We start from the raw sequence: 26,774 nt of genomic DNA, 5'->3' as shown, positions 1-26,774 counted from the left end.
TATGCTACAGTGCCGTTTATCTCACAAGCAATGATCGGAACTGTAGTGCGGAAGATGATAGTTGGATTGCTGACACTGCTGTGCTGGCATAGCGCAGCCCATGCGCAACTGGTGGCCAAGGCGGCTGGATTCAAAGCCGCGCAGCTAGCCTTGGTCATTAACGACGACGAACCGAATAGTGTGGAAATCGGCGAGTACTATCGCCAGGCACGCAATGTGCCTGCAGAGAACATCGTTCATGTGCGGATTCCGCACCGCCCCCGCAAACTGGATGCCGAACAGTTCCGCCAGCTCAAGGAGCAGATCGACGCCAAGCTTGGCCCGCACATCGATGCGGTGCTGATGGTCTGGACCGCGCCGTATGCCGTCGAATGCAATTCCATTACATCGGCCTACACCCTGGGCCTGGACGCCAATTTGTGCACCGCGCCGTGCGGCCCGGCCAAACCCAGCCCGTATTTCAATGCCACCTCGGCCCACCCGTATGCCGAGCATGGTATGCGCTTGTCGATGCTGCTGCCGACCGACTCGGTGGAGGCGGCCAAGGCCCTGATCGGGCGCGGCATGGTGACCGGCTTCAGTGCGCCGGCCGCCAGTGCGTATTACCTGACCACCAGCGAAACCGCGCGCAACAGCCGCGCGCCATTCTTTCCGCGCGCCGGCGTGATTCCCACGCGCAAACTGACGGTCAAGCGCCTCAGCGCGGATGCGCTGGAAAATGAAAAAGACATCATGATTTACCAGACCGGCATGGCGCGGGTGGCCAAGCTGGACACGCTGCAATTTTTGCCGGGCGCGCTGGCCGACAGCCTGACCTCGTTTGGCGGCGACTTGATGGGGACCAATCAGATGAGCAGCCTGCGCTGGCTGGAGGCCGGCGCAACTGCCAGCTATGGCACGGTTACCGAACCATGCAATTACTGGCAGAAGTTTCCTCAGCCAACCGTGCTGCTGTCGCACTACCTGCGTGGTACCAGCGCGATTGAAGCTTACTGGCGCAGCGTGGCCTGGCCGGCACAAGGCGTATTTATCGGCGAGCCGCTGGCCGCACCATACCGCCGCTAGGCAGTGCGCCGCCTGCGCGCGGCGTAGCCGGCAACGATGGCCAGGCCCGCCAGCAGCATGGCACCAGACGATGGTTCGGGCACGGCAGGAATGCCGGCCTGGAGTCGGGCCTCGCCCTGGCGCAGCGGCGTCTTGCTGTCCCCGGATGGATACAGCGGATTGACCTGCAGCGCAATACTGCCGGGCGCGCCGGATGGCGGCGGCTGCCAGCCATCGGCATCGCCCTCGCGGCGCGGCAGAACCAGCCATAGCTGATGGGACTCAGGGGTGTCCATGCCGATCCGGCTCAGCATCATGATGTGGTCCAGCAGCGCGCTGGTATCGCTGGGCGGTGTGCCTTCGTTCACGTATGGTTCTTCGGCTTTTTCCGCATCCAGCAGATGGCACTGGCGGCGCCAGTGCTTGCGCACATCTTGCGGTGCCGGCTGGCCAGCCGGGTGTTGCGCCAGGCAGGGCGACAGCGGCGGGACGGACAGCGGCGGGACGGACAGCGGTACGGCCATGGCGGCGCCGCTCATCACGGCACAGCACAGCAGCAGGGTGGGGCGGACAAGTCGTGGCAACATGGCGCTCTCAGCTTCACTCAAGTCTGACAACTTCGCTGATAAATTATCAATTGGAAATATTTATTTCACTATAGAAAATAGTATAGCAGCTTTGCATCAAATTACTATCCAATTCAGTGAACCGGGATTAGTCCGTTCGGTCTAACTCAGCGTCATGATGGCGTCATGACGAAGTCCTAATATGCAAATTGCAAGCTTCAAAGCCTTTTTGTTAATATCTCCAGGACTGTTCATGAAAAAAATTCTTCCTCCGCCGGCGCGTACCGTAATCGCTGCCGCCCTGCTGGCCGGCCTGTCGGCCCAAGCTGCCGCTGTAGCCGTGGCGCCGGTATCGTCCCAAGTGGTGATCAGCCAGGTGTATGGCGGCGGTGGCAATTCCGGCGCCAAGTACAAGAACGACTTTATTGAACTGTTCAACCGCGGCAATACCGCAGTCGACATCAGCGGCTGGAGCGTGCAATACGCCAGCGCGGCCGGCACCAGCTGGCAGCTGACCAAGCTGGCCGGCAATACCGTGCTGCAGCCTGGCCAATACTTCCTGGTGCAGGAAGCCAACGGCACCGGCGGCACCGATGACCTGCCGACCCCGGACGCGACCGGCACGCTGGCGCTGAGCGGCACCACCGGCAAGGTGGCGCTGGTGGCCAATAGCACGGCGCTGGCGGGTGGCTCGCCGGCGGCCGGCACTTTTGCCGACCTGATCGGCTTTGGCACGGCCAGCTATTTTGAAGGCACGGTGGCGCCGACCCTGAGCAACACCACGGCGGCCCTGCGCGCTGCCGGCGGTTGCACCGACACCGACAACAACGGCGCCGACTTCAGCACCGGCGCGCCGGCCCCGCGCAACCGCGCCAGCGCCCTCAATGTGTGTGGCGCGCCGACCGCGCCACCGATCGTGGCCACCTGCCCGGGCAACCTGTCGCTGGCGTTTGGCGTCAACGGCGTTGCCGACCTCAGCGCCACCGATGCCGACGGCATCGTCAACAGCGCCATCATCACCTCGGCGGCGGTGCCTGGCATCAGCCTGGTCAACTTCCAGCCGGCGTCGGCAGCGGGTGGCGTCGCCACCGCCAGCCTGAACGTGGCAACCAGCGTCAAGGCCGGCACCTATCCTGTCACCGTCAAGTTCGGCAACGACCAGACGCAGGAAGCCAGCTGCGCGATCAGCGTGGCGATTAGCGCACCGGCCGGCATCACCCACACCATTCCGCAGATCCAGGGCGAGGGCGATGCCAGCCCTTACGCCGGCAGCGTGCAGACCACCGAAGGCGTGGTCACGGCCAAGGTCGGCTCCGGCTTCTTCCTCCAGGACCCGGACGGCGACGGTAATCCGCTGACCTCGGACGGCATGTTTGTGTTCACTACGGCCGGCAATATCGGCACCGTGCAGGTCGGCGACAAAATCCGCATCACCGGCACCGTCAGCGAATACACCCCGTCCGGCGCCAGCCGTTCGTACACCGAACTGACCACCATCACCAACATCGCCAAGCTGGCCGGCGGCATCAGCGTCACGCCAACCAATGTTCAGCTGCCGCACGCCAACCTGGGCCAGGTGGAAGGCATGCTGGTACGCTTCAGCCAGCCGCTGACCGTATCGCAGCTGGAGTTCCTGGGCACGCGCGGCGAAGTGACGCTGTCCTCGGGCCGTCTGGAAATCGCCTCCAACCGCTATCGTCCCGGCACGCCGGAAGCGATCGCGCAAGCGGCCGCCAACCAGCGCAACCAGATCATTCTGGATGACGGCATCTTCACCACGCCGACCACCATCCCCTACCTGGGCGACGATGGCTCGCTGCGCGCGGGCGACACCGTGTCCGGCCTGACCGGCGTGGTGGACTTTGGCGCCAAGGGCGGCGGCGGTGCGGGCTTCAAGCTGCAGCCAACCGAAGCACCGGTGTTCTCTCAGGATAATCCACGCACGGCGCCGCCAGCGCTGGCGGCCGGCAACATCAAAGTGGCCAGTGCCAACGTGCTGAACTACTTCACCACCTTCACCAATGGCACCGATGTGGCCGGCAACACCAATGTCGGCTGCTCGCTGGGCAGCAGCATCTCGAAATCGAACTGCCGCGGCGCCGACAATCTGAACGAGTTCAACCGTCAGACCGCCAAGATCGTGGGCGAACTCAAAGCCATCAACGCTGACGTCTACGGCCTGATGGAAATTCAGAACAGCGGCGAGTACACCGTCACCAAGCTGGTCGATGCGCTCAACGATGCGATCGCGCCCGGCACCGGCCTGAAAACCTATGCGGTGGTACCGAAGCCAGCCGCGACCGGCACCGACGCCATCCGCGTGGCCATGATCTACAAACCGTCGGCACTGACGCTGGTGGGCGGCGCGCTGTCCGACGCCGACGCCATCAACAACCGTCCACCGATGGCGCAGACCTTCCGTGCCGCCAACGGCGCCAAGTTCACGCTGGTAGTCAACCACCTGAAATCCAAAGGCAGCTGCCCGGCCGGCGGCGCGGACGCCGACCAGAACGACAGCCAGAGCTGCTGGAACGCCACCCGTATCCAGCAGGCCAAGCGCCTGCTGAACAGCTTCGTGCCGCAAGTGGTGGCCTCGGCCAACGATGCGCGCGTACTGCTGATTGGCGACTTCAACTCCTACGGCTTTGAAGATCCGATCGCTGCCATCACCGCCACCGGCTACGTCAACCAGCTGGAGCGCTTCGTGCGCGGCAGCGGCAATATGCCGTACTCGTTCGTCTTCAACGGCGAAACGGGCTATCTGGACCACGCGCTGGCCAGCCCTGCGCTGAGCCCGCAAGTGGTGGATGCTGCGGAATGGCACAACAATGCGGATGAACCGACCGTGATCGACTACAACACCGACGGCAAGCCGCAGGACAAATACACCAGCGCGCCTTACCGCGCGTCGGACCATGACCCGGTGGTCATCAGCCTCAACCTGCAAGCGCCAAATACCGACGTCAGCGCCAGCATCCGCACCGTGGCTGCGCCCGTGGTGTACAACCGCGCCACCGCCAAGTGGACCGGCAACGTCACCCTGACCAACACCGGCAGCACCGCGCTGAGCGGCCCGTTCCAGGTGCAGTTCGATGGTCTGGTGGCCGGCGCCACGCTGGTGGGCAGCAACGGCAGCCATGACGGTTCGCCTTACCTGACCATCAACCAGGCCACGCTGGCCCCAGGCGCCAGCCTGACCGTGCCGACCGCGTTCACCAAGACCGGCACCGGCAGCGTCACCTACTCGGCAGTCAAAATTTACAGCGGTAACTTCTAAGAAAGCACACGATCATGTTTAACCAAGCACTCAACTTCCGCCGCGCCGTGATGGCGCTGGCACTGGCCGCCTGCGCCAGCCTGGCCTCCGCTGCCGGCACGCTGCACGTCGAACTGAATACCGGCAGCTATGGCAGCAACGGCTATATCGACATCCAGCTCAACAGTTCGCCGCTGGGCGCCGTGAGCACCTTTGCCAACCTGAGCAACTTCGGCAACTGGGGCAGCAGCGCTGACGCCGAGCTGTCGAACGTGACGGGCTCGCTGCTGACCGGCTTCCGCATCGAGAACGTGGCGGGCGGCTACAACGACCTGTTCCACGCGGTGGACTTCAGCAAAGGCAAGGTCAGCTTTGACGTCGCCTTCAGCGGCGACGCCGATCCGTCCGCCCAGTTTGGCTCGACGCTGTCGGTATCGTTGTTTGGCAGCGACAAACAGACGCTGCTGGGCAATAGCAGCAACGTCAATGGCAGTCTGCTGAGCCTGAACTGGACGCCGTCGCTCACGCCAGGCGGCCAGGGCAGTGTGGCCAGCGAAGTATTCGGTTCGGGCGTGGTGACCACGCCAGTACCAGAGCCGACCACGTGGGCCATGCTGGCTGGCGGCCTCGCGCTGCTGGGCTTTGCGCGCCGCCGCCAACAGGCTTAATTTACTGCTCTTCCTAAAAGCGCACCTTCGGGTGCGCTTTTTTGCTTATTTATACGTAAAAACTCTAAATCTACCAAAGAAATCATATTAGTAAAGCCACATTGCTTATTGCATAGTATTTCCTTTACAGGGAACCGCTATGCCAGCCGCTCACATTCTCATCGTTGAAAGCACGCCAGCAATCCAGGAGCTGATCGCCCTGAATCTCGGCATGGCGGGCCACCAGATCAGCCGCGCGGCGGACGCCGAAAGCGCCTTGCTGATGCTGGAAGACCAGTTGCCCGACATGGTGCTGCTGGACTGGAATCTGCCGGGCCAGTCCGGCCTGTCGCTGGTGCGCCGCTTGCGCGCACAGTCGCGCACGCGCGGCCTGCCGATCATGATGGTGACCGCCCGCTGCGGCGAGCACGACAAGATCATGGCGCTGGAAAGCGGCGCCGATGACTACATGACCAAGCCCTTCAGCCCGCGCGAGATGGTGGCGCGCGTGCATTGCCTGCTGCGCCGCTGGCAGCCGCAATCGCTGGCCGACGCGCCGGTACAGCTGGCCGGCCTGCGGCTCGATCCGTGCACCCAGCGCGTAACGGCCGGCGCGCGCGAGCTGGCGCTGGGCCGCGTCGAATTCAAGCTGCTGAACTTCCTGATGAGCCACCCGGAGCGCGTGCACACGCGTGCCCAGCTGCTGGACCAGGTGTGGGGCAATGGTTCCTACCTGGACGAGCGCACCGTCGATACCCATGTCGGCCGCCTGCGCAGCGCGCTGCAGCCAAGCGGTTACCAGCAGCGCATCGAAACCGTGCGCGGCAGCGGCTACCGCTTCGTCGCGGCCCAGGCGTGAACATGGAACAGCTGGTCATACTGAGCAAGCTGGAGCAGGAATACCTGCTGCACGCGATCGAGGCCGCATTGCCGGTGCAGGATGCGCGCCAGTTCTTCCTGTGGACCCAGGGGCAGTTGCAGAGCCTGCTGCCGCACCAGGTCATGGTCTGCCTGCAACTGGGCGCGCAGGACGAGCTGCAGCACGTCGAGTGCCTGCACAGCACGGTGCTGGATGCCGAACTGCGCAGCCGCCTCAGCAACCGTGAGGATGGCCTGGCGCTGCGTCTGGCGCGCCACTGCCGCCACAGCGGGCGCCTGCCGGCCATGCTGGATGCCGGACCCGGCGCCGATGCGCCCAAAGCCGGCCAGGGCCTGGCGCCGTTCCAGGGCGAGCTGCGCGAGCTGGGCATGGAAAACCTGCTTCTGCATGGCTCGGAACGCCTGCCGGGCGGTTCCACCTTCTTTGTGCTGTTCGGCCTGCCGCACCGGCCGCAGCCGCGCCAGGCCTACTTCCTGGAACTGCTGCTGCCGTATCTGCACATGAGCTTGCAACGCATCAACCGCCAGCAGGCGCAGGCGCGGGTCGGCACGCTGGCGCGGCCGGTCAGCGCGCGCGAGGCGGAAATCCTGCACTGGGTGCGCGAAGGCAAAAGCAACGAAGAAATCGGCTTGATCCTGGGCATCAGCGGCTTGACGGTCAAAAACCATCTGCAGCGTTTGTACCGGTTGCTGGGCGTATCCAACCGTGCGCAGGCGATCGCGCGCGGCATGGCGTTGCATTTATTCGACCGGGCACCGCTACCACTGGCGCGCGCGGCATAAAAAGATTGTCGGAACTGCAAAGCGCATGGTAGCCTCTGGCTTTGAGCCGGCGGGCTTAACGCTGAGGAGTACCTGGGATGGAAGTTGTAAAGAATGGCCGCAAGACCAGCGCGCACAAGGCAGCTGGCTTCACCTTGCTGGAACTGCTGGTGGTTATCGTCATCATCGGTTTGCTGGCAGCGTATGTTGGACCGAAATACTTTGCCCAGCTGGGTAAATCGGAAGTCACCATCGCCAAGGCGCAGATCGAGGCGTTTGAGAAATCGCTGGATACCTACCGTCTCGACGTGGGCCGCTATCCGACCACGGAAGAGGGCCTGGGCGCGCTGATTACCGCGCCCGCCACGGCCGGCGCCAAATGGAACGGTCCCTACCTGAAAAAAGGCATTCCGCCTGATCCATGGGGCCACCCTTACCAGTACAAGGCGCCAGGCACCAAGAGCGAATTTGAGATTACCTCGCTGGGCCGCGATGGCCAGCCAGGTGGCACGGGTGAGGACGCCGACATCAGCTCGCAATAAACCACGCCCCTAGAAAGCCGCACCCATGCAGTTTGATGTCCGTACTTTGTCGGCCGATATGGTCATCTCCCATCTGGTGATCGATGGCCGCGATGAGGCGGACGCGCGCCGCCAGGTGGAAGCGCGCGGTTTGTTCGTGAGTTCGATTGCTCCGGTACGCAGCGGCCTGCCGGGCCGTGGCGGCAAGCGCCGCGCACTGTCGCTGGTGCTGTTCAGCCAGGAGCTGCTGGCGCTGCTGACGGCGGGCCTGGGCATTGTCGAAGGGCTGGAAGCGCTGCTGGAGAAGGAAACCAATCCGGCCACGCGCGGCGTGCTGGAACGGCTGCTGGCCGGCCTGCGCGAAGGCCAGCGCTTTTCCGCCGTGCTGGCTGAACAGCCGGACCTGTTTCCGCCGCTGTATGTCGGCATCGTCAAGGCGGCTGAGGGCACTTCCGACCTGCCGCGTTCACTATCGCGTTTCATCGATTACCAGCAGCGCATCGACCTGGTGCGCGGCAAGCTGGTGTCGGCTGCAATCTATCCGTGCATCCTGCTGCTGGTCGGCGGCGGCGTCAGCCTGTTCCTGATTGGTTATGTGGTGCCGCGCTTTGCCGAGGTGTACCAGGGCGCGGGCCGCAACCTGCCATGGCTGTCGCAGCAGATGCTGAACTGGGGCCAGTTCGCGGGCGCCCACACCACGCTGCTGCTGGCGATCATCGGCGCCGTGCTGGGCACGCTGGTGCTGGGCGTGCGCCAGCTCATGGCCAATGGCGGCATGGTGCGTCTGCTGAGCCGCCTGCCTGGCATCGGCGAGCGTGTCCGCATCTACGAACTGTCGCGGCTGTACCTGACACTGGGCATGCTCAGCGAAGGCGGCATCACCATCGTGCATGCGATTGAAACGGTGCAGGGCATGGTGTCGGCGGCGATGCGCGGCAACCTGCAAACGGCGCGCGCCGCCGTGGAATCCGGCCTGCCGCTGTCGACCGCATTTGACGCCGCACAACTGACCACGCCGATCTCGCTGCGCATGCTGCGCGTGGGCGAGCGCACCGGCGACATGGGACCGATGCTGACCCAGTCCGCGGCGTTTTACGACGGTGAAATCAGCCGCTGGATCGAACGCTTTACCCGTACTTTTGAACCGCTGCTGATGGCGGCCATCGGCCTGGTGGTCGGCGCCATCGTGGTACTGCTGTATATGCCGATCTTTGATCTGGCTGGAGATATGTCATGACGGCTGTACAGGCCATCGATATGGCGCTGGTGGCGCGTGCGCGCCATCTGCGCCAGCAATCGAAACGCACGCTGGTGGAAGAGCTGGAAGCGCTCACCGGCACCGAGCCGCGCCTGCTGGTGCAGGCGCTGGCGCAGCCCTTCGGCATGGCGGTGCTGGAGACGGTCGATATGCTGGCCTACACGCCGGCCTGGGACTTGCTGCCGCTGTCGCAGGCCATGGCACGCCACTGCGTGCTGCTGCGCGCGCACGACCAATCCGTGATCGGTGTCATCGCCGATCCGTTCGACCTGGATTTGCAGACCTGGCTGGGCACGCAGGCGCGCGCCACGCCCGCTGCGCCGCTGCCAACGCGGCTGGCGCTGCAGGCCGATATCCAGGCTTACCTGTCCAAGCAGGAGGAGTCCGCGCGCGCCACCGATACGCTGCTGCCCGGCGCCAGCGAAGGCCGGCGCGATGGCAAGACGGCGGCCGTGCTGTCGTTTGCCTCGGTCTCGGAAGGCGCCAGCCCGGCGGTCCGGCTGGTCAACTCGACCCTGTACGATGCGCTCAAAGCTGGCGCCTCGGACATTCACCTGGAAAGCACGGCCGGCGGCCTGGCGGTCAAGTACCGCGTCGATGGCGTGCTGGATCACGCCACCGCCGTCAATGGCGTCGATGTGGCCGAGCAGATCATCTCGCGCCTGAAAGTGCTGGCGGAACTGGACATCGCCGAACGCCGCGTGCCGCAGGACGGCAGCTTCCGCGTGGAAGCCAATGCGCGCGAGATCGACCTGCGCGTGTCCATCATGCCCAGCATCCATGGCGAAGATGCGGTGATCCGTATTCTCGACAAGCGCGCCATGATCGAGGCCTACGGCTCGCTGACGCTGGAGGCGCTGGGCTTTGATGCGCCATCGCTGGTGTCGCTGCGCACGCTGGCGCAGGAAGCCTACGGCATGCTGCTGGTGACGGGACCGACCGGTTCCGGCAAGACCACCACGCTGTACGCGGCGCTGACCGAAATCCACAACGGCCGCGAGAAGATCATCACGATTGAAGACCCGGTGGAGTATCAGCTGCCGGGCATCCTGCAAATCCCGGTCAACGAAAAGAAGGGCCTGACCTTTGCCAAGGGCCTGCGCTCCATCCTGCGCCACGACCCGGACAAGATCATGGTCGGCGAAATCCGCGACCGCGAGACAGCGGAAATCGCCGTGCAGTCGGCGCTGACGGGCCACCTGGTGCTGACCACTGTGCACGCGAATAACGTGTTTGACGTGTTTGGCCGCTTTACCCACATGGGCATCGATCCGTATGCGTTTGCGTCGGCGCTCAACGGCATCTGGGCGCAGCGCCTGATTCGTACCAACTGCCCGCACTGCGCCACCGAATACACGCCCGACGACCACGAGCTGGCCAGCGTCGGCATGACGCGCGCCGACGCCTACGACTTCCGCTTCATGCAGGGCAAGGGCTGCGGCGATTGCCGCGGCACCGGCTACAAGGGGCGCCGCTCGATCGCCGAGATCCTGACGCTGAACGATGAAATCCGCGAACTGATTGTGGACAAGAAGCCGATCCGCCAGATCAAGCAGGCCGCCTATGAGAACGGCACGCGCAGCTTGCGCCAGGCCGCACTGGAACTGGTCAAGCGTGGCGGTACCACGCTGACTGAAATTAAACGGGTGACCCTGCATGCGTAGAGCGATGGGACAGTTTTTACGCATTGACGTGGCGCCGCACGCAGTCAGCGTGCAGCGCGTCAGCCGCTGGCGCAACGCCGCGCCGCAGACGCTGGCCGAGCAGGCGATCGCGCCATCCGGCGAGCATCCATTCGACGCCATCGCCAATGCCTTGCGTGCGCTGCTGGGCGAGGTGCAGGCGGACGGCTGGCCTGTCAGCTTTGTGCTGGCCGATGAATTGACCCGCATGTGGCGCGTGACGCCGCCGTCGGGCGCGGCCCGCATGGCGGACATCGAGGCGGCGGCCGGCTTCCGCTTCCAGTCGCTGTATGGCGAGCCGGCGGCGGCATGGCAGATCTGCGCCGACTGGGATGCAACCCGGCCTTTCTTTGCGGCCGCCATGCCGCGCGTGCTGCTGGCCGCATTGAGCGCAGTGGCGCAGGACTGCAAGCTGTCCATCGTCGCTGTCGAGCCGCGCTTTGTCAGCGCCTGGAACCGCTGTCGCGGTGGTGTCAAAAAGGGCGCGTGGTTTGGCCTGGTGCACGACAACCTGTTGACGCTGGCTGCAACCGAAGCGGATGGCAAGGGCCTGCGCGCCATCCGCGCGCTGCCGATCCCGCATGGCGCCGATCATTACTGGCTGACGCAGACGCTGCAACGTGAAGCGCTGCTGCTGGAGCTGGAGGCGCCGTCGCTGCTGCAGTTGAGCGGCAGCGCGCCGGCGGCGTGGACCAAAGCCGTCACCAATGCGTCGCACATTCCCTGCATGGCACTGCAAGGGAGCGCCGCATGAAAGCGATGAAGATCGATTTTGCCCCGCGCACGCTGCGCCGCGTGCTGTTCCATCTCCATCCTGCAGTGCTGGCGCTGGCCGGCGCTGGTGCGCTGCTGTGCGCCGGCGCGGCGGTTGGCACGTATGCGCTGGTGGAGCAGAAGCGCGAACGCCAGCACCAGCTGCAGCATTTACAGACGCGGGTGGCGGCGCTGTCGGCGCGTCCGGTGGAAGTGGCCAAGGTGGCGATTCCAGAAGCGCAGGCAGCCTTCGTCAACGGCGCCGTCCTGCAACTGAACCTGCCATGGCGCGAGCTGCAGGACGCCGTGCTGGCCGCGACGCCGCGCAAGGTGGCGCTGGTGGCCATGGAGCCCGACCCACGCAAGCGGGTGCTGAAGATCACCGCCGAAACCAAAAGCAGTGACGATATGGTGGACTATGTGGCCGCGCTCAAGGAGCAGGAAAGCTTTAGCGGCGTGATACTGACCCGCCACGAAATCAACGAGCAAGACCCGAACCGGCCATTGCGATTCCAGCTGGAGGCGACATGGCAGGCGCGATGAACCAGGTGAACCTTCCCGCGCTGTTGCTGCGTGTCCGTATCGCCTTGCTGCGCCTGGGTGTGCCGGCTTGCGTGGCGATTGTGCTGTGCGTTGCCGGTATCGCGGCCTGGGCCTGGCTGCTGCCGCAGCGTGCCGCACAAGCGCAGCTGATGGCAAAGCCGTTGCCCGCACCATCGACACTGGTGACAGCGCCGCCACCGCCATCGGCCAACCAGAACCTGGCGGCGTTCTACGAAGTGCTGGGTGAGAAGCGCTATGCGGAGCAGCAGGTCAAAGTGCTGTTCGACCTGGCGGCCAAGGCCAATATCACGCTGTACCAGGGCGAGTACAAGGCCAGCTACGACAAGGCCAGCCGCGTCAGCACCTACCAGATCAACCTGCCGGTGAAGGGGCCATATCAGTCCATCTGGCAGTTCGCCATGCAGGGCTTGCGCGAAATGCCGTTTGCTTCGCTGGATGAAGTGGCCTTCCGCCGCGACAATATCGCCGATACCACCGTCGAAGCGCGTCTGCGCTTTACCCTGTACCTGAAGGATGCCGAACCATGAAGCCGTATCAGATCCTGATGGCCGTGGCGCTGGCGGGGGCAGCGGGGCTGGCGCTGTTTGGCGATAACTCGTCCTCCGGCGATATCGCCGAACCGGTGGCGCGCGCGCCTGGCGCAGCGGCGCCGGCAGCCGCGCCACGCAGCACCAGCAAGGATGGCAAGCCGCAGGTGGAAGCCGCGATCCTGCCATTGATTCCGCGCGCGCAGCTGGTGGGCGAGTCCGGCGAGGCGACGTTTGCCTCGGGCGAGGGCGTGTTCATGGGGCAGAACTGGAATCCGCCGCCGCCACCGCCGCCACCGCCATCGAATGCGCCGCCGCCAGCACCGGTGGCGCCGCCCATGCCGTTCACCTATCTCGGCAAGGCCGTGGCGGATGGCGCGTGGGAAGTGTATCTGGCGCGCGGCGACAAGACTTACTCGGTGCGCGTACAGACCGTCATCGATGGCACTTACCGCGTCGAGCGGATCGCACCGCCGCTGATGTCCGTGACCTATCTGCCTTTGAATCAGCAACAACAGATGAATATTGGAGTCCTTGAGTGATGGCTAGCCCTTTGAAGAATATCGCCCGCTGCGCTGCGCTGGCCATCCTGCTCAGCGGCTGCGCTGCGCAGCTGGCCTACCGCGACGGCAATGACCTGATCGCGAAGAATCAGATCGAGGCAGGCCTCGCCAAATATCAGGAAGCGGTGAAGGCCGAACCGGGCAATGCGCAGTACCGTTCCGCGTATCTGACGGCCCGCGATCGCGCCGTGCAGCGGATTCTGGACACTGCGGAACGCGACCAGGCGGACGGCCGCACCGGGCAGGCGGAGCAGGGCTTCCGCCGCGTGCTGGGCATGGATGCGCAAAACGAACGCGCCGTGACGGGCTTGCGCGCGCTGGAGCGCGACGGCCGCCAGGCCAGGCTGCTGGAGGCGGCGGCCCAGCATCTGAACCGGAACGAACTTGAGCTGGCGAAGCAAAAACTCAACGCCGTGCTGACTGAATCGCCAGGCAACGAGAAAGCGCGCGCGATGCTGCGCGAGGTGGCGGAAAAGACCGCGCCGCCGCCGGCGGAATCCGGCCTGGCCAAGAGCTACAAGCAGCCGATCTCGATTGAATTCCGCGATGCGCCGCTGAAGCAGGTGTTTGAAGTGATTTCGCGCCGCTCCGGCCTGAACTTCGTGTTTGACAAGGATGTGAAGACGGACCAGCGCACCACGGTGCTGCTGAAGAACAGCACGGTGGAATCGGCGATCTACTTCCTGCTGCTGACCAATCAGCTGGAGCAGCAGGTCATGGATGCCAACACCATCCTGATCTATCCCAACGTCGCGGCCAAACTCAAGGAATACCAGGAGATGACGGTCAAGACCTTCTTCCTGGCGAATGCGGAGGCCAAGCTGGTGGCCAATACGCTCAAGACCATTCTCAAGTCGCGCGATGTGGTGGTGGATGAAAAGCTCAACCTCATCATCGTGCGCGATACGCCGGAAGCGATCCGCCTCGCCGAGCGCCTGATTAACCTGCAGGATGCGCCGGAAGCGGAAGTCATGCTGGAGGTGGAGATCCTGGAAGTGAAGCGCTCCACGCTGATGGACCTGGGCGTGGTGTGGCCGACCAAGTTGGGCTTCTCGGTGCTGTCGACGTCGGGCGGTACCGGCATTACCATCCGCGACCTGAATAATCTGAACCAGCGCACCATTGGTGTCACCGGCACCGACCTGTCCATCAACGCCAACAGGAATGCAGCGGACTCCAACCTGCTGGCCAATCCGCGCATCCGCGTGCGCAACAAGGAAAAGGCCAAGATCGTCATTGGCGACAAGCTGCCGGTGATTACCTCCACCGTGTCGTCCGGCGTGGGCGGCTTCGCCAGCGATTCGGTGACGTATGTGGACGTGGGCCTGACGCTGAACGCGGAACCGACCATCTACCTGAATAACGAGGTGGCGATCCGCATGCAGCTCGAGGTCAGCAATCTGGTCAACACCATCACTACCAAGAATGGCACCACGGCCTACCAGCTCGGCACCCGCCAGGCCTCGACGATGCTGCAGCTGAAGGATGGCGAGAACCAGGTGCTGGCCGGCCTGATTAACAATGAAGAGCGCAACTCGTCCAACAAGGTGCCGGGCTTCAGCGAGCTGCCGATCGTCAGCCGCCTGTTCGGCAGCCAGCGCGACGACAATCAGAAGACGGAAATCGTGCTGTCGATCACGCCTCACCTGATCCGCAACGTGCAGCGTCCGGAAGCGTCGGCGTCCGAGTTCTCGGCCGGTACCGAGGCGAGTTTCCGCCGCCGTCCGGATACGACGCCGCGCGCCGCCGTCGCCATGCCGGCGCCACCGGGCGCGGTGGCCGCACCGGCGGTACCTGCCGTGCCGCCGCCGCAGGCGCCGTCGCCGGTGCAAGCTGCGACGATTTCGGCCACCCAGCCTGCGCCGCTGCCGCCGACGCAGGGCGTCCAGCCGCAAGCCGTGCAACCGCCAGCCGCCGAACCATCGCCGGCGCCGGCCACCGAAGCCGCACCGGTGCAGCAGTAATCATGCGCGCGCGTGGATTCACCCTGATCGAGCTGCTGGTGACGCTGGCGATACTTGGCCTGCTCAGCGCTCTGGTGATCCCGACCGCGCAGGTGGTGGTGCAGCGGCGCCAGGAGCAGGACCTGCGCGAATCGCTGCGCGACATCCGCCATGCGCTGGATGCGTACAAGCTGGCGTATGACCAGGGCCACATCACCAAGTCGCTGGTCTCGACCGGCTATCCGAAGACTCTGGAGGTGCTGGTGGAAGGCGTGCCGGACCTGCAAAATCCCAAGCATGCCAAGATCTACTTCCTGCGCCGCGTGCCGCGCGACCCGTTCAACAGCGATGCCGCGCTCAGCGATGCGCAGACCTGGGGCAAGCGCAGCTATGCCAGCGAGGCCGACCAGCCGCGCGACGGGGAGGATGTCTACGATGTCTACAGCCTCAGTGAAAAGACCGGCCTGAACGGCGTGCCGTACAAGAAATGGTGACCATGAAACACAAAGGCTTCACGCTGATTGAACTGCTGGTGGTGCTGGGCATCGTCGCGTTATTGCTGACGCTGGCCGTGCCGCGCTATTTCCCCAGCATCGACAAGTCCAAGGAGGTGGTGCTGGCGGATAACTTGCGGAATGTCAGGCAGGTGCTGGACCAATATTATGGCGACACAGGACGCTATCCCGATTCGCTGGAACAGCTGGTCGAGAAAAAATATCTGCGTGCATTACCTGTTGATCCACTGACAGAAAGCGATACGACCTGGACCATTGTGCCGCCGGAAGACAGCACCAAGGGTGGCGTCTACAACATCCGTAGCGGCGCGCCCGGCAACGACCGCAGCGGCAAGCCTTACGCTGACTGGTAATGGCTGCAACACCGACATGGCGGCGGCATCCGCGGGCGCGCGCAGTCAGCGGCGGCTTTACCTACCTGAGCCTGATTATTTTCATTGCCGTGATTGCGCTGGTGACTGCGGCCTCGCTGAAGCTGGGGTCGGTTTTGCAGCGCAGCAGGGCCGAGCAGGAATTACTGGACATTGGCGCGGCCTTCAGCGACGCCTTGAAAAGCTATGCGGATGCCACCCCGCAAGGTCAACTGGCGCAACCGCCGTCCCTGAAAGAGCTGCTCAAGGACCCGCGCTTCCCGGGGACACGCCGGCATTTGCGCAAGATCTTTGTCGATCCCATGACGGGCAAGGCGGAGTGGGGCGTGGTGTATCTCGCGGACAAGGCGGGTGTGCTGGCCGTCTACAGCCTATCGGACGCACGGCCGGTGAAGGTCGGCAACTTCCCGCAACGGTTTGCCGGTTTTGAAGGCAAGAGCCGGATTTCTGAATGGAAATTCGTCGCCGCCAGCGATAGCCGTAATACGTCGCAAACGTCACAACCTCCCGCCAATCAAGCGTCTAGTGCGCCACCCGTTGTGGAACCACAACAAAACCCGGTGGTGCCATCGCCACCTGTCCAAAAAACGCCGGAAGAGCCGCTCATTCCCCCCGAAGAACCGGCGCCGCCCTCTGAGAACGTCCCCAACCAGGGGGCGGAAAGGCGCCCGGATGAGCCGGTTACGGATTAACAAAACTTGAACTTGCATGCTTAAACCAAGGGGAGGCTTATCAAAATGATGCAGTGCAGTGAAGTGCCTTTTTGCAATGCGAAAAGCTTTACCGTGCGGCAACAACGATAAAAAAAATGTAATACTAAAAATGTTTTTATGTTACTATTTGTCTCAGCAGTACTCCTATTAACCTACACCGTGGTTGGCGCAAGCGCAGCCACAATTCGTTTGATTAAGGAAATCATAATGAAATTGAAAAACATTGCTGCTGGCGTATTACTGGCTGCTGCATCGGTAAGTGCTTTCGCAGGCGACAAATCGGTCTCCGTTACTGCTGACGGCGCGAGCCATAACTGGGCTGGTGAGCTGGGTGATGGCATCCTGTCGGGCAATCTGGACGTTATCGATTTTGGTAGCAACCTGACCGCAGGTACCTACAAAGTAGGTATCACCGTTACCGGCCAGAATCTGGAATTCTGGAATACCTCGACGCTGAACGGTCAAACCGGCGCAGCTTTCCAGTTCAACGGTCTGCAGTTCTTCGGCGCTACCTTCCAAGGCGGCAGCCCATTCATCCTGAACCTGCGCGGTCTGGCAGGCGCTGGTGCTAGCTACACCGGCACCTACACCGTGACCGCCGTTCCAGAACCAGAAACCTATGGCATGCTGCTGGGTGGCCTGGCTCTGATGGGCGTGGTTGCTCGTCGCAAAGCTAAAAAAGCAGCTTAATTTCTGCTTGCAATAAAAAACCCGCCTCGGCGGGTTTTTTTTCGTCAAGCGGAATGCTGTCAGCGCGCGATGCGCCTGAAGTCGCGCAGGCGGAAGCCCATTGCCAGCAGTGCAGCGAAGTAGACCGCGCCACATACGGCCACCAGCAGCAGCAGGGCGCCCAGGCGCAGGATGGCGTGGTGCTGCAAGCCCAGCCAGTCGATATGGTGCGCGCCAAACCAGGCGGCGGCGCCCATCAGCACACATGCAATGACCAGCTTGGTGCAAAACGCCAGCCAGCCTGGCTGCGGGCGGTAGATGCCGCGCTTGCGCAGGCCGATGTACAGCAGGCTGGCATTGACGCAGGCGCCGACGCCGATTGACAGCGCCAGTCCGGCCACCTGCAGATACGGCACAAACAGCAGGTTCAGCAGCTGTGTCAGCACCAGCACGCCGGTGGCGATGCGGACCGGTGTGCGGATGTCCTGCTGCGCGTAGAACGCGGGCGCCAGGGTTTTCACCAGAATCAGGCCCAGCAGGCCGACGCAGTAGGCGATCAGCGGCCGCGCAGACTGGACGGCGTCGGCGTCGGTAAAGGCGCCGTAGTGGAACAGCGTGGCGATCATGGGCTCGGCCAGCACGGCCAGGCCGACCGCGGCCGGCAGGGCGAGCAGGAAGGTCAGACGCAAGCCCCAGTCCAGCAGGTCGGAATACTCTTGTGGGTCATCGTCGGCCTTGGCTTTGGACAGGCTGGGCAGCAGGATGGTGCCCAGCGCCACGCCCAGCATGGCGGTCGGGAATTCCATCAAGCGGTCGGCATAGGACAGCCACGAAATGCTGCCTTCCACCAGCCGCGAAGCGATGCTGGTGTTGATCATCAGGCTGATCTGCGCAGCCGAGACGGCAAACACTGCCGGCGCCATTTTCTTGAGTACGCGGCGCACGCCCGGATCGGTCAGGCCGGCCGCAGGATTCCACGACAGCCGCGGCAGCATGCCGATCTTGACCAGCGCCGGGATCTGGATCGCCACCTGCAGTAGGCCGCCGACGAACACGGCAATCGCCATGGCGTAGATCGGGCGTTCCAGATGCTGTTGCAGGAACAACGAAGCCAGGATCGACGCGATATTGAGCAGTACCGGTGTAAAAGCGGGAATCTTGAATTCGCGCCAGGTGTTGAGTACGCCACCGGCCATGGCCACGAAGGCCATGAAGGTAATATAAGGGAACATCACGCGCGTCATCCAGACGGCCGCGTCAAACTCTTCCAGCCCGTTGGCAATCAGGTAGATGAAGGCCGGTGCCGCTATAATGCCAATGATGGTGACGATCAGCGTGGCCCACACCAGTGTGTTGGCCACATGGTCGGTCAGCTTTTTGCTGGCTTCATGGCCCTGTTTGTTTTTGTATTCGGCCAGGATCGGCACAAAGGCTTGCGAGAACGCGCCTTCGGCAAACAGCCGGCGTAGCAGGTTGGGAATGCGGAAGGCGACGATGTAGGCGTCAGTCATGCCGCCGGCGCCAAAGGCGCGGGCGATCAGGGTTTCACGCAGGAGGCCGGTTATCCGGGACAGCATCGTCATGCTGGAGATGGCGGAGAGTGTCTTAAGCAAGTTCATGGGACGTGATTATAGTTGCTCCTGCTGAAAAATATCGCTATAATCATAGGCTGTACAAAATTCTGTTGCGCAGACATTATTGTTTGGCAAGCAGTAGTTTGACTCACACGGTTCGCTCTTTCGCAACCTGAACGTACCTGTGTTGGCAAACAATAATGTTTGCAAACGCATCATTTACCTGATTTAGGAAATTTCATGGCAAATACCGCACAAGCGCGTAAACGCGCTCGTCAAGCAGTTAAGCAAAACGCTCACAACTCGGCTCAGCGTTCGACCCTGCGCACCGCTATCAAGGCTGTGCGTAAGGCTATCCAAGCTGGTGACAAAGCTGCTGCGACGACCATCTTCCAGTCCTCGGTGTCGACCATCGACAGCATCGCTGACAAGAAGATCATCCACAAAAACAAGGCAGCTCGTCATAAGAGCCGTCTGGCAGCTGCCCTGAAAGCACTGTCCGCTTAATTCCTTTCGGGGAGTAAAGCAAAAAGCCGCGCTGGCATGCCAGTGCGGCTTTTTTCGTTGGTACCGCCGGTTTATGGCCGCAAATGCCGCAGCAAATCGTGCAAGGGCTGAGGTGACAGGCCCAGCAGCTCCGCCGAGCGGCGGTCGATCTCGTTGGCAAGGTCCAGTTGCAGCCATTCGATCTCGTCCAGCATGGTGCGCAGTTCCACCAGCACGGCGGGATCGTCCTGGGCGATGTACAACATGCTTTCGCTGCGGTCGGGATCGAAGCCGGCCTGCAGCACCAGCTGGCGGATGGTGCTCATGCGCTCGAACAGGAAGGCCAGCGGCGAGCGCTCCGGCTCGGCTGGCGCCACCAGGTGCGCAAACACGCTGCGCAGCGCGAACCAGGCGCGCAGCACATCGGCCAGCCGCGCCAGCTTGGTGGCGGCGTCCAGCTGCTCCTGGGGCAGGTGGTGGGCATCTTCCGGCGTGGCGTGGATCAGGTCGCGCAGGGCGTCGGCAGCAGCGCGGTCGAAGCGGTTCTGGTGCAGACGGGCCAGCATGTCCAGGCGCGGCAGGTCGAAGCGGCGGATCACGGTTTCCGCGACGTCGGCCACCGCCAGCAGCTTGGCCAGCGGGCTGATCTTATCGGCGCGCAGCCCGTGCGGATAGCCGCTGCCATCGAGCCGTTCGTGATGCTGCAGCACGGCCAGCCGGGCCGGCGCGGGAAAGCCCGCGATGGCGTTGAGCACCACATGGCTGGTCAGCGGATGCACGTGCACGTAGCGGCGCTCGTCGGGCGTAATGGCGTGGCCGCTTGCCAGCAGTTGCGGGTCGGTGTGCAGTTCGCCCAGGTCGTGGCATAGCGCGGCCAGCAACAGCAGTGCGCGTTCTGCCGGCGCCAGCTTGAGCCGCTGTGCCAGCGCGTCGGCAATCATGGCGGTGCGCAGTGAATGCTGGAACATGGCGGGGCGCTGGTCGCGCATCACCGTCAGGCGCATCAGCAGCGGCGGCGGCAATTTGAGCGCGGCCAGGCCGTGCTTGACAGCCAGCGCGTCGCCGCTGCGGTTGCCCATGCGGGTGTAGATGGGATCGTGTTCGAGCACCTTGTCCGCTTCGATCGACAGGCTGGCGGCATCCAGCGCGCGCTCGCTGGTCAGCATATTGTCCAGCGGTTCGCTGAGCTTGTGGCGTGCCAGCCGCTGAAACTGCGCTTCGTCCAGCGCGGTGCCCTTGGCCACCAGCTTCATGCCGCTGTCGCAATAGATGTCTTCGTGCGCGGTGACGGTCTGGCGCTGCGCCAGTGCGGCCACGGCTTGCAGGTAGTAGGGGCTTTCGGTGTAGCTGACGCTCGATTCGGCAGGCATGGCATCCTCCAGGCGCGGCGGCGCCTACCGCATCAGCATAGGCCAGGTGTTGCCAAACTGCCAGATCTACAGATCTTTTGGCGACACTTCCATCCACTCGCCCGGCATCAGCGGATGCGTGGCCAGTGCAATATTGCCGATGGCGCTGCGCACCAGCCGTAGCGTCGGCAAGCCCACTGCGGCCGTCATGCGCCGCACCTGGCGGTTTTTTCCTTCCTGCAGCGTGATGGCGAGCCAGCTGGTCGGCTGGCCGGCGCGCTGGCGGATCGGCGGGTTGCGCGGCCACAGCCATTCGGGCTCGGCAATGTGCATGGCCTGGCAGGGCTGGGTCACGAAATCGCCCAGGTCGATGGGCGCCTGCAGCCTGGCCATGGCGGCGGCGTCGGGAATGCCGTCCACCTGCACCAGATAGGTCTTGCCGGCCTTGTGGTCGGGGTGGGCGATGGCGTGCTGGAGCTTGCCGTCGTCGGTCAGCAGCATCAGGCCTTCGCTGTCGTAGTCCAGGCGGCCGGCCGGGTAGATATCGGGGATCGGCAGATGGTCGGCCAGCGTGGCCTTGTCATCCTGCGGCGAGAACTGGCACAGGACCTGGAACGGCTTATTGAATAGAATCAGGGGCATCTTGAAAACTGAAATGGGGATGGGCTTGAAAACTTTGGCGCCTCGCTACATACTCGTGCATAATGTGAAACAACCGTCTTATATCTTATAGAAGACTTGGACCATTCCCCTTCGGAGAATCACGATGTATCAACATATCAAAGTACCTGCGGACGGCCAGAAAATCACCGTCAACGCTGATTTTTCCCTGAATGTACCAGATAACCCGATCATTCCCTACATCGAGGGTGATGGCACCGGTCTCGACGTCACCCCGGTGATGCTCAAGGTGGTCGACGCGGCCGTGGCCAAATGCTATGGCGACAAGCGCAAAATCCGCTGGATGGAGATTTACGCCGGCGAAAAATCGACCAAGGTCTATGGCCCGGACGTGTGGCTGCCGGAAGAAACCCTGGGCGCGGTCAAGGATTACGTGGTCTCGATCAAGGGCCCGCTGACCACGCCGGTGGGCGGCGGCATCCGTTCGCTGAACGTGGCGCTGCGCCAGCAGCTGGACCTGTACGTCTGCCTGCGTCCCGTGCGCTACTTCACCGGCGTGCCGTCGCCGCTCAAGGAACCGGAAAAAACCAATATGGTGATCTTCCGCGAAAACTCGGAAGACATCTATGCCGGCATCGAATACGCGCAGGGCACCGAAGGCGCCAAAAAGCTGATCGACTTCCTGGTCAAGGAAATGGGCGTGAACAAGATCCGCTTCCCGGAGACGTCGGGCCTGGGCATCAAGCCGGTATCGATTGAAGGCACCGAGCGCCTGATGCGCAAGGCGATCCAGTACGCCATCGACAACGACAAGCCATCGGTCACCATTGTCCACAAGGGCAATATCATGAAGTACACCGAAGGCGGCTTCCGCGACTGGGCCTACGCGCTGGCGCAAAAAGAATTCGGCGCCGAGCTCATCGACGGCGGTCCATGGTGCAAGTTCAAGAATCCCAAGACTGGCCGCGACATCACCATCAAGGATTCGATTGCCGACGCCTTCCTGCAGCAGATCCTGCTGCGCCCGGCCGAGTACAGCGTGATCGCAACGCTGAACCTGAACGGCGACTATGTGTCGGACGCGCTGGCCGCCCAGGTGGGCGGAATTGGCATCGCGCCAGGCGCCAACCTGTCGGATTCGGTGGCGATGTTTGAAGCGACCCACGGCACCGCGCCGAAGTATGCCGGCAAGGACTATGTGAATCCGGGCTCGCTGATCCTGTCGGCGGAAATGATGTTGCGCCACATGGGCTGGACCGAGGCGGCCGACCTCATCATCAAATCGATGGAAAAGGCGATCAATTCGAAGCGCGTTACCTACGACTTCGCACGCCTCATGGAAAGCGCCACCCAGGTCTCGTGCTCGGGCTTTGGCGACGTCATGATCGAACAGATGTAATACCGGATCGGGCCGCATGCCGGCCCGATTCTGCTGCGCTTAGCCGCAGTTCAGCATGCACTCGTCCAGCTCGACGCTGCAGTCTTCCGATACGCCGGCGGCAACGCAGGCGTGGTAGGCATTGATGCAGCCACGGGTGCAGGTCGATGCCTGTGCCTGCGCGGCGACCGATGCGGCGCCGACGCCCACTGCAAACAACAAGGCGGCCAGTTTTTTATTGATGTTCAACATGGTGACTCCTCCATAGACTGGACGTTGACGACAGGCGAAACCGCGCCGTCCATTTACACGGCTTCCAGAAACGAAAAGGAATTTACTGGGCCTGCGGCGGCTTGATCCGGGCCAGCGCGGCCTCAATCACCGGCTGCTTGAAGCCCGTGATGCGGCGGCTGCCGATCAGGATTACGGGCACGGCCTTCTCGCCCAAGCTGCGGTAGTCTTCCTGGCCCTTGCCGGGCTGGGTGACGTCGATATCGGCGTAGGGGATGTTGTGCTGCGCCAGGTAGTCGCGGGTCTGCTGGCAGAACGGGCAGGTCTTGGTGCCGTAGAGCACGACCTTGGTGGCGGCGTCGGGATAGTAGGCCTGGTAGTTGCCCTCGACATATTCGGCTTTGAACCACTGTGGCGCCTGCATGCCCAGGCGGCCAATCGCCAGGCCCAGCACCAGGATGACGCCATAGGACAACACGGTTTTGATGTGGCGGGTATGTTTGCCGTTCATAAGGTCCTTGTGAGATCAGCACGAAAAGCGCCATGGCATGCCGTATCGGCATCTTAGGTTTCCGCATAAGATTATGCATTTTTCAATTTTGCACATTCTCTTGAATTGTCACAAAGCCAATAAAATTAGTTGGCGACTGTGCTGGGGATACAACAGTTCCGGTGGGGGGATGCGTCAGGCAGGGACGAAAAAAAACCCCGCAGGCGGGGTTTTTTACATCTGTTGCTTAAGAAATTAAGCGGACTGGATGTTGGAAGCTTGCTTGCCTTTAGGGCCTTGCGTGACTTCGAATTGAACTTTCTGACCTTCTTTGAGGGTCTTAAAACCGTTCATGTTGATTGCGGAGAAGTGAGCGAACAAATCTTCGCCGCCGTCATCAGGAGTGATGAAGCCAAAACCTTTGGAATCATTGAACCACTTAACAGTACCTGTTGCCATAAAAAGAACTTTCAAATATTAACTGATCACACGAGCCATAAAAGCAAGAAGCTTCTTGCCCCTCTCCTCACGCCCACTTCTTATCAACATGTACATTTCTGCACTTAGCCGATAACGCATTGTTAGCGGACCAAATTTGAAAGTCAAGCAGATTTGTGGGCATTTTGCTACTTTTAAGACGATTGGCGAAAAAGCAACTCTTGATTTTGCGGAATAGGGCGCCATCTGCGTCAAGTTCAGAAAGCGCGTAAGATGGAAAACAATTGGATCTGTGCAGCGAAATGCACATTGCAACAACCTCGAAAGCATTAGAATATAAGCGTATGGCAACCAAGCATGACACTGAAACCCTCTTGGAGCGGCAAACGCTGAAGCCGCCACCTCTTTACCAGGTGGCGTTGCTGAATGACGACTACACGCCGATGGAATTTGTGGTCGCGATTATCCAGGAGTATTTCAATAAGGACCGGGAGACGGCCACGCAAATAATGCTGAGTGTTCACCGCTACGGCAAAGGAGTGTGCGGCGTGTTCTCGAAAGATATAGCCTGTACCAAAGTGGAATTCGTTTTAACGCATGCGCGCAAGGCAGGGCACCCCCTGCAGTGCGTGATGGAGGAAGTATGATTGCGCAGGAATTGGAAGTAAGTTTGCACATGGCGTTTGTCGAAGCCCGACAAGCGCGCCACGAATTCATCACGGTGGAGCACTTGCTGCTGGCCTTGCTGGACAACCCTTCGGCTGCCGAAGTGTTGCGCGCATGCGCCGTCAACATTGAAGATCTGCGCAAAACCCTGACCAATTTTATTGGCGATAACACCCCAACCGTGCCCGGCACCGGCGAGGTGGATACCCAGCCTACGCTCGGCTTCCAGCGCGTGATACAGCGCGCCATCATGCACGTGCAGTCCGCGTCGAATGGCAAGAAAGAGGTCACGGGCGCCAATGTGCTGGTGGCCATCTTTGGCGAGAAGGATTCGCACGCGGTGTACTACCTGCACCAGCAGGGCGTGACGCGCCTGGACGTGGTCAACTTCATCTCGCACGGTGTGCGCAAGGACCAGCAGTCCGATACGGCGAAAGCCTCGGAAGGCGTGGAAGAGGGCGCACCTGGCGGCGAAGGCCAGACCAAGGAAAGCCCGCTCGACCAGTTCACCCAGAATCTCAACAAGTCGGCCGCCGAGGGCAAGATCGATCCGCTGATTGGCCGCGAGGACGAGGTCGACCGTGTGATCCAGATCCTGTGCCGCCGCCGCAAGAACAACCCGCTGCTGGTGGGCGAGGCCGGCGTGGGCAAGACCGCGATTGCGGAAGGCCTGGCCTACCGCATCACCCAGGGCGATGTACCGGAAATCCTGTCGAATGCCGTGGTGTATTCGCTGGACATGGGCGCGCTGCTGGCCGGCACCAAATACCGCGGCGACTTCGAGCAGCGCCTCAAGGCCGTGCTCAAGCAGCTCAAGGACAATCCCAACGGCATCCTGTTCATTGACGAGATCCACACCATCATTGGCGCCGGCTCGGCCTCGGGCGGTACGCTGGATGCGTCCAACCTGCTCAAGCCGGCCTTGGCCAATGGCCAGCTGAAATGCGTCGGTGCGACCACCTACACCGAGTTCCGTGGCGTGTTTGAAAAAGACCACGCGCTGAGCCGCCGCTTCCAGAAAGTGGACGTCAACGAGCCGACCGTCGAGCAGACCGTGCAGATCCTGCGTGGCCTGAAGTCGCGCTTCGAAGAGCACCATGGCGTGAAATACTCGTCGTCGGCGCTGTCGACCGCCGCTGAACTGGCGGCGCGCTTCATCAACGACCGCCACCTGCCGGACAAGGCGATTGACGTGATCGACGAGGCCGGTGCTGCGCAGCGCATCCTGCCAAAATCGAAGCAGAAAAAAACCATCGGCAAGACCGAGATCGAGGACATCATCTCCAAGATCGCGCGCATCCCGCCGCAGACCGTCAACCAGGACGACCGCAGCAAGCTGCAAACCATCGACCGCGACCTGCGCAACGTGGTGTTCGGCCAGGATCCGGCGATCGAAGCGCTGGCGTCGGCCATCAAGATGGCACGTGCCGGCCTGGGCAAGACCGACAAGCCGATCGGCTCTTTCCTGTTCTCCGGTCCGACCGGCGTCGGCAAGACCGAGGTGGCGAAACAGCTGGCCTTTATCCTCGGCATCGAGCTGGTGCGCTTCGACATGTCGGAGTACATGGAGCGTCACGCCGTGTCGCGCCTGATCGGTGCGCCACCGGGCTACGTTGGTTTCGACCAAGGCGGCCTGCTGACCGAAGCCATCACCAAGAAACCGCACACGGTGCTGCTGCTGGACGAGATTGAAAAAGCCCATCCGGACATCTTCAACATCCTGCTGCAGGTGATGGACCATGGCACGCTGACCGACAACAACGGCCGCAAGGCGGACTTCCGCAACGTCATCATCATCATGACCACCAATGCGGGCGCCGAGAGCCTGCAGAAGTCGACCATCGGTTTCACCACCAGCAAGCAGGCTGGCGACGAAATGGGCGATATCAAGCGCATGTTCACGCCGGAGTTCCGCAACCGCCTGGACGCGATCATCAGCTTCCGCGCGCTGGACGAGGAAATCATCCTGCGCGTGGTCGACAAGTTCCTGATGCAGCTGGAAGAGCAGCTGCACGAGAAAAAAGTCGAGGCCGTGTTCACCGAGAAGCTGCGCACCTTCCTGGGCAAAAAAGGTTTCGACCCGCTCATGGGCGCGCGGCCGATGTCGCGCCTGATCCAGGACATGATCCGCAAGGCGCTGGCCGACGAACTGCTGTTTGGCCGTCTGGTCACCGGCGGCAAGGTGGTGGTCGACCTGGACGACAAGGATGTGGTCAAGCTGGACTTCCCGGAACCGCCAGATGCGGCGCCGAGCCAGCCGCCAGAGACGGTCGAAGTCGACTAAACTGCACTGTTTCCCCCAAGCCCG

Annotated in this window: 28 protein-coding genes; 21 read left to right on the top strand and 7 right to left on the bottom strand. The window is 62.4% G+C overall.

The features are described from left to right. Window positions 1-54: 54 nt before the first annotated feature. Window positions 55-1,065 carry a TIGR03790 family protein gene (locus GTP58_RS29665; protein WP_161080534.1) on the top strand — a complete coding sequence of 337 codons (1,011 nt, stop codon included), beginning with the start codon at window positions 55-57 and terminating at the stop codon, window positions 1,063-1,065. Here the strand turns inward: GTP58_RS29665 and GTP58_RS29660 are convergent. Next, complete coding sequence (locus tag GTP58_RS29660) at window positions 1,062-1,631, bottom strand: PEP-CTERM sorting domain-containing protein (protein ID WP_161080533.1); 570 nt, start codon at window positions 1,629-1,631, stop codon at window positions 1,062-1,064. The genes GTP58_RS29665 and GTP58_RS29660 overlap by 4 nt on opposite strands. A 232-nt stretch (window positions 1,632-1,863) precedes the next feature. Between GTP58_RS29660 and GTP58_RS29655 the strand changes: the two genes are divergently transcribed. The 16 genes from GTP58_RS29655 to GTP58_RS29580 all read left to right on the top strand — a co-directional run bounded on the left by GTP58_RS29655 (window position 1,864) and on the right by GTP58_RS29580 (window position 17,254). Further along, window positions 1,864-4,887: an ExeM/NucH family extracellular endonuclease gene (locus GTP58_RS29655; protein ID WP_161080532.1), complete on the top strand. Its 3,024-nt coding sequence runs from the start codon at window positions 1,864-1,866 to the stop codon at window positions 4,885-4,887. 14 nt (window positions 4,888-4,901) lie between these two features. After that, on the top strand, window positions 4,902-5,534 hold the full coding sequence (locus tag GTP58_RS29650) for an NF038129 family PEP-CTERM protein (protein WP_072787107.1): 633 nt from the start codon (window positions 4,902-4,904) through the stop codon (window positions 5,532-5,534). A 139-nt stretch (window positions 5,535-5,673) separates the two neighbouring features. Next, window positions 5,674-6,372: a winged helix-turn-helix domain-containing protein gene (locus tag GTP58_RS29645; protein WP_161080531.1), complete on the top strand. Its 699-nt coding sequence runs from the start codon at window positions 5,674-5,676 to the stop codon at window positions 6,370-6,372. A 2-nt stretch (window positions 6,373-6,374) separates the two neighbouring features. Beyond that, window positions 6,375-7,175 carry an XrtB/PEP-CTERM-associated transcriptional regulator EpsA gene (epsA, locus tag GTP58_RS29640; RefSeq protein WP_161080530.1) on the top strand — a complete coding sequence of 267 codons (801 nt, stop codon included), beginning with the start codon at window positions 6,375-6,377 and terminating at the stop codon, window positions 7,173-7,175. 77 nt (window positions 7,176-7,252) lie between these two features. Then, on the top strand, window positions 7,253-7,696 hold the full coding sequence (gene gspG, locus GTP58_RS29635) for a type II secretion system major pseudopilin GspG (protein ID WP_161080529.1): 444 nt from the start codon (window positions 7,253-7,255) through the stop codon (window positions 7,694-7,696). A gap of 25 nt (window positions 7,697-7,721) precedes the next feature. Next, window positions 7,722-8,912, top strand: a complete 1,191-nt coding sequence (locus GTP58_RS29630) for a type II secretion system F family protein (RefSeq protein WP_072787103.1) — start codon at window positions 7,722-7,724, stop codon at window positions 8,910-8,912. Beyond that, a complete protein-coding gene (locus tag GTP58_RS29625) occupies window positions 8,909-10,597 on the top strand; it encodes a GspE/PulE family protein (protein ID WP_161080528.1) in 1,689 nt (562 codons plus the stop codon). The genes GTP58_RS29630 and GTP58_RS29625 overlap by 4 nt, the downstream gene beginning before the upstream one ends. Next, entirely contained in the window at window positions 10,590-11,369 is a 780-nt protein-coding gene (locus GTP58_RS29620) for a hypothetical protein (protein ID WP_161080527.1), read from the top strand. Before GTP58_RS29625 ends, GTP58_RS29620 begins: the two co-directional genes overlap by 8 nt. Further along, the gene (locus GTP58_RS29615; protein ID WP_161080526.1) at window positions 11,366-11,911 is read left to right on the top strand and encodes a hypothetical protein; all 546 of its coding nucleotides are present in this window, start codon (window positions 11,366-11,368) and stop codon (window positions 11,909-11,911) included. Before GTP58_RS29620 ends, GTP58_RS29615 begins: the two co-directional genes overlap by 4 nt. Further along, entirely contained in the window at window positions 11,896-12,459 is a 564-nt protein-coding gene (locus GTP58_RS29610) for a hypothetical protein (RefSeq protein ID WP_229215801.1), read from the top strand. The genes GTP58_RS29615 and GTP58_RS29610 overlap by 16 nt, the downstream gene beginning before the upstream one ends. Next, window positions 12,456-13,001, top strand: coding sequence for a hypothetical protein (locus GTP58_RS29605; RefSeq protein ID WP_161080525.1), 546 nt, complete (start codon window positions 12,456-12,458; stop codon window positions 12,999-13,001). The genes GTP58_RS29610 and GTP58_RS29605 overlap by 4 nt, the downstream gene beginning before the upstream one ends. Next, complete coding sequence (locus GTP58_RS29600) at window positions 13,001-14,986, top strand: secretin N-terminal domain-containing protein (protein WP_161080524.1); 1,986 nt, start codon at window positions 13,001-13,003, stop codon at window positions 14,984-14,986. Before GTP58_RS29605 ends, GTP58_RS29600 begins: the two co-directional genes overlap by 1 nt. 2 nt (window positions 14,987-14,988) lie before the next feature. Beyond that, a complete protein-coding gene (locus tag GTP58_RS29595; RefSeq protein ID WP_161080523.1) occupies window positions 14,989-15,459 on the top strand; it encodes a type II secretion system protein in 471 nt (156 codons plus the stop codon). Next, window positions 15,453-15,833, top strand: a complete 381-nt coding sequence (locus tag GTP58_RS29590) for a type II secretion system protein (RefSeq protein ID WP_161080522.1) — start codon at window positions 15,453-15,455, stop codon at window positions 15,831-15,833. The genes GTP58_RS29595 and GTP58_RS29590 overlap by 7 nt, the downstream gene beginning before the upstream one ends. Then, window positions 15,833-16,543, top strand: coding sequence for a type II secretion system protein (locus GTP58_RS29585; protein ID WP_161080521.1), 711 nt, complete (start codon window positions 15,833-15,835; stop codon window positions 16,541-16,543). Before GTP58_RS29590 ends, GTP58_RS29585 begins: the two co-directional genes overlap by 1 nt. A gap of 228 nt (window positions 16,544-16,771) precedes the next feature. Continuing rightward, on the top strand, window positions 16,772-17,254 hold the full coding sequence (locus GTP58_RS29580; RefSeq protein ID WP_161080520.1) for an FxDxF family PEP-CTERM protein: 483 nt from the start codon (window positions 16,772-16,774) through the stop codon (window positions 17,252-17,254). Window positions 17,255-17,313: 59 nt separating this feature from the next. Here the strand turns inward: GTP58_RS29580 and murJ are convergent, their stop codons facing one another. Next, window positions 17,314-18,852 (bottom strand): murein biosynthesis integral membrane protein MurJ, encoded by a 1,539-nt coding sequence (gene murJ, locus GTP58_RS29575; protein ID WP_161080519.1) that lies wholly within the window; start codon window positions 18,850-18,852, stop codon window positions 17,314-17,316. 195 nt (window positions 18,853-19,047) lie between these two features. Here murJ and rpsT point away from each other — a divergent pair, with 195 nt between their 5' ends. Next, window positions 19,048-19,314, top strand: a complete 267-nt coding sequence (gene rpsT / locus GTP58_RS29570) for a 30S ribosomal protein S20 (RefSeq protein ID WP_072787092.1) — start codon at window positions 19,048-19,050, stop codon at window positions 19,312-19,314. 71 nt (window positions 19,315-19,385) lie between these two features. Here rpsT and GTP58_RS29565 read toward each other — a convergent pair whose 3' ends face one another. Continuing rightward, window positions 19,386-20,663 carry an HD-GYP domain-containing protein gene (locus GTP58_RS29565; protein WP_161080518.1) on the bottom strand — a complete coding sequence of 426 codons (1,278 nt, stop codon included), beginning with the start codon at window positions 20,661-20,663 and terminating at the stop codon, window positions 19,386-19,388. Between the two features lie 66 nt (window positions 20,664-20,729). Then, window positions 20,730-21,284: a pseudouridine synthase gene (locus GTP58_RS29560; RefSeq protein WP_161080517.1), complete on the bottom strand. Its 555-nt coding sequence runs from the start codon at window positions 21,282-21,284 to the stop codon at window positions 20,730-20,732. Between the two features lie 124 nt (window positions 21,285-21,408). Between GTP58_RS29560 and icd the strand changes: the two genes are divergently transcribed. Further along, entirely contained in the window at window positions 21,409-22,662 is a 1,254-nt protein-coding gene (gene icd / locus GTP58_RS29555) for an NADP-dependent isocitrate dehydrogenase (RefSeq protein ID WP_072787089.1), read from the top strand. A gap of 39 nt (window positions 22,663-22,701) precedes the next feature. Here icd and GTP58_RS29550 read toward each other — a convergent pair whose 3' ends face one another. The 3 genes from GTP58_RS29550 to GTP58_RS29540 form a co-directional block, all read right to left on the bottom strand. Next, a complete protein-coding gene (locus GTP58_RS29550) occupies window positions 22,702-22,893 on the bottom strand; it encodes a hypothetical protein (protein WP_072787088.1) in 192 nt (63 codons plus the stop codon). An 82-nt stretch (window positions 22,894-22,975) separates the two neighbouring features. Further along, window positions 22,976-23,383, bottom strand: a complete 408-nt coding sequence (locus GTP58_RS29545) for a glutaredoxin family protein (protein ID WP_202413913.1) — start codon at window positions 23,381-23,383, stop codon at window positions 22,976-22,978. A gap of 234 nt (window positions 23,384-23,617) precedes the next feature. After that, window positions 23,618-23,821, bottom strand: coding sequence for a cold-shock protein (locus GTP58_RS29540; RefSeq protein ID WP_008446468.1), 204 nt, complete (start codon window positions 23,819-23,821; stop codon window positions 23,618-23,620). A 323-nt stretch (window positions 23,822-24,144) separates the two neighbouring features. On the opposite strand from GTP58_RS29540, the gene clpS reads away from it, so the two are divergent. Together clpS and clpA are read left to right on the top strand one after the other, a co-directional pair. After that, window positions 24,145-24,447: an ATP-dependent Clp protease adapter ClpS gene (gene clpS, locus GTP58_RS29535; RefSeq protein WP_008446470.1), complete on the top strand. Its 303-nt coding sequence runs from the start codon at window positions 24,145-24,147 to the stop codon at window positions 24,445-24,447. Next, on the top strand, window positions 24,444-26,750 hold the full coding sequence (gene clpA / locus GTP58_RS29530) for an ATP-dependent Clp protease ATP-binding subunit ClpA (protein WP_161080516.1): 2,307 nt from the start codon (window positions 24,444-24,446) through the stop codon (window positions 26,748-26,750). Before clpS ends, clpA begins: the two co-directional genes overlap by 4 nt. Window positions 26,751-26,774 lie beyond the last annotated feature (24 nt).

Origin of the sequence: Duganella sp. CY15W, from assembly GCF_009857555.1 — a bacterium.
In the GTDB taxonomy this organism is placed as follows: domain Bacteria; phylum Pseudomonadota; class Gammaproteobacteria; order Burkholderiales; family Burkholderiaceae_D; genus Rugamonas; species Rugamonas sacchari.
This window is presented reverse-complemented; position numbering and strand designations above follow the sequence as displayed.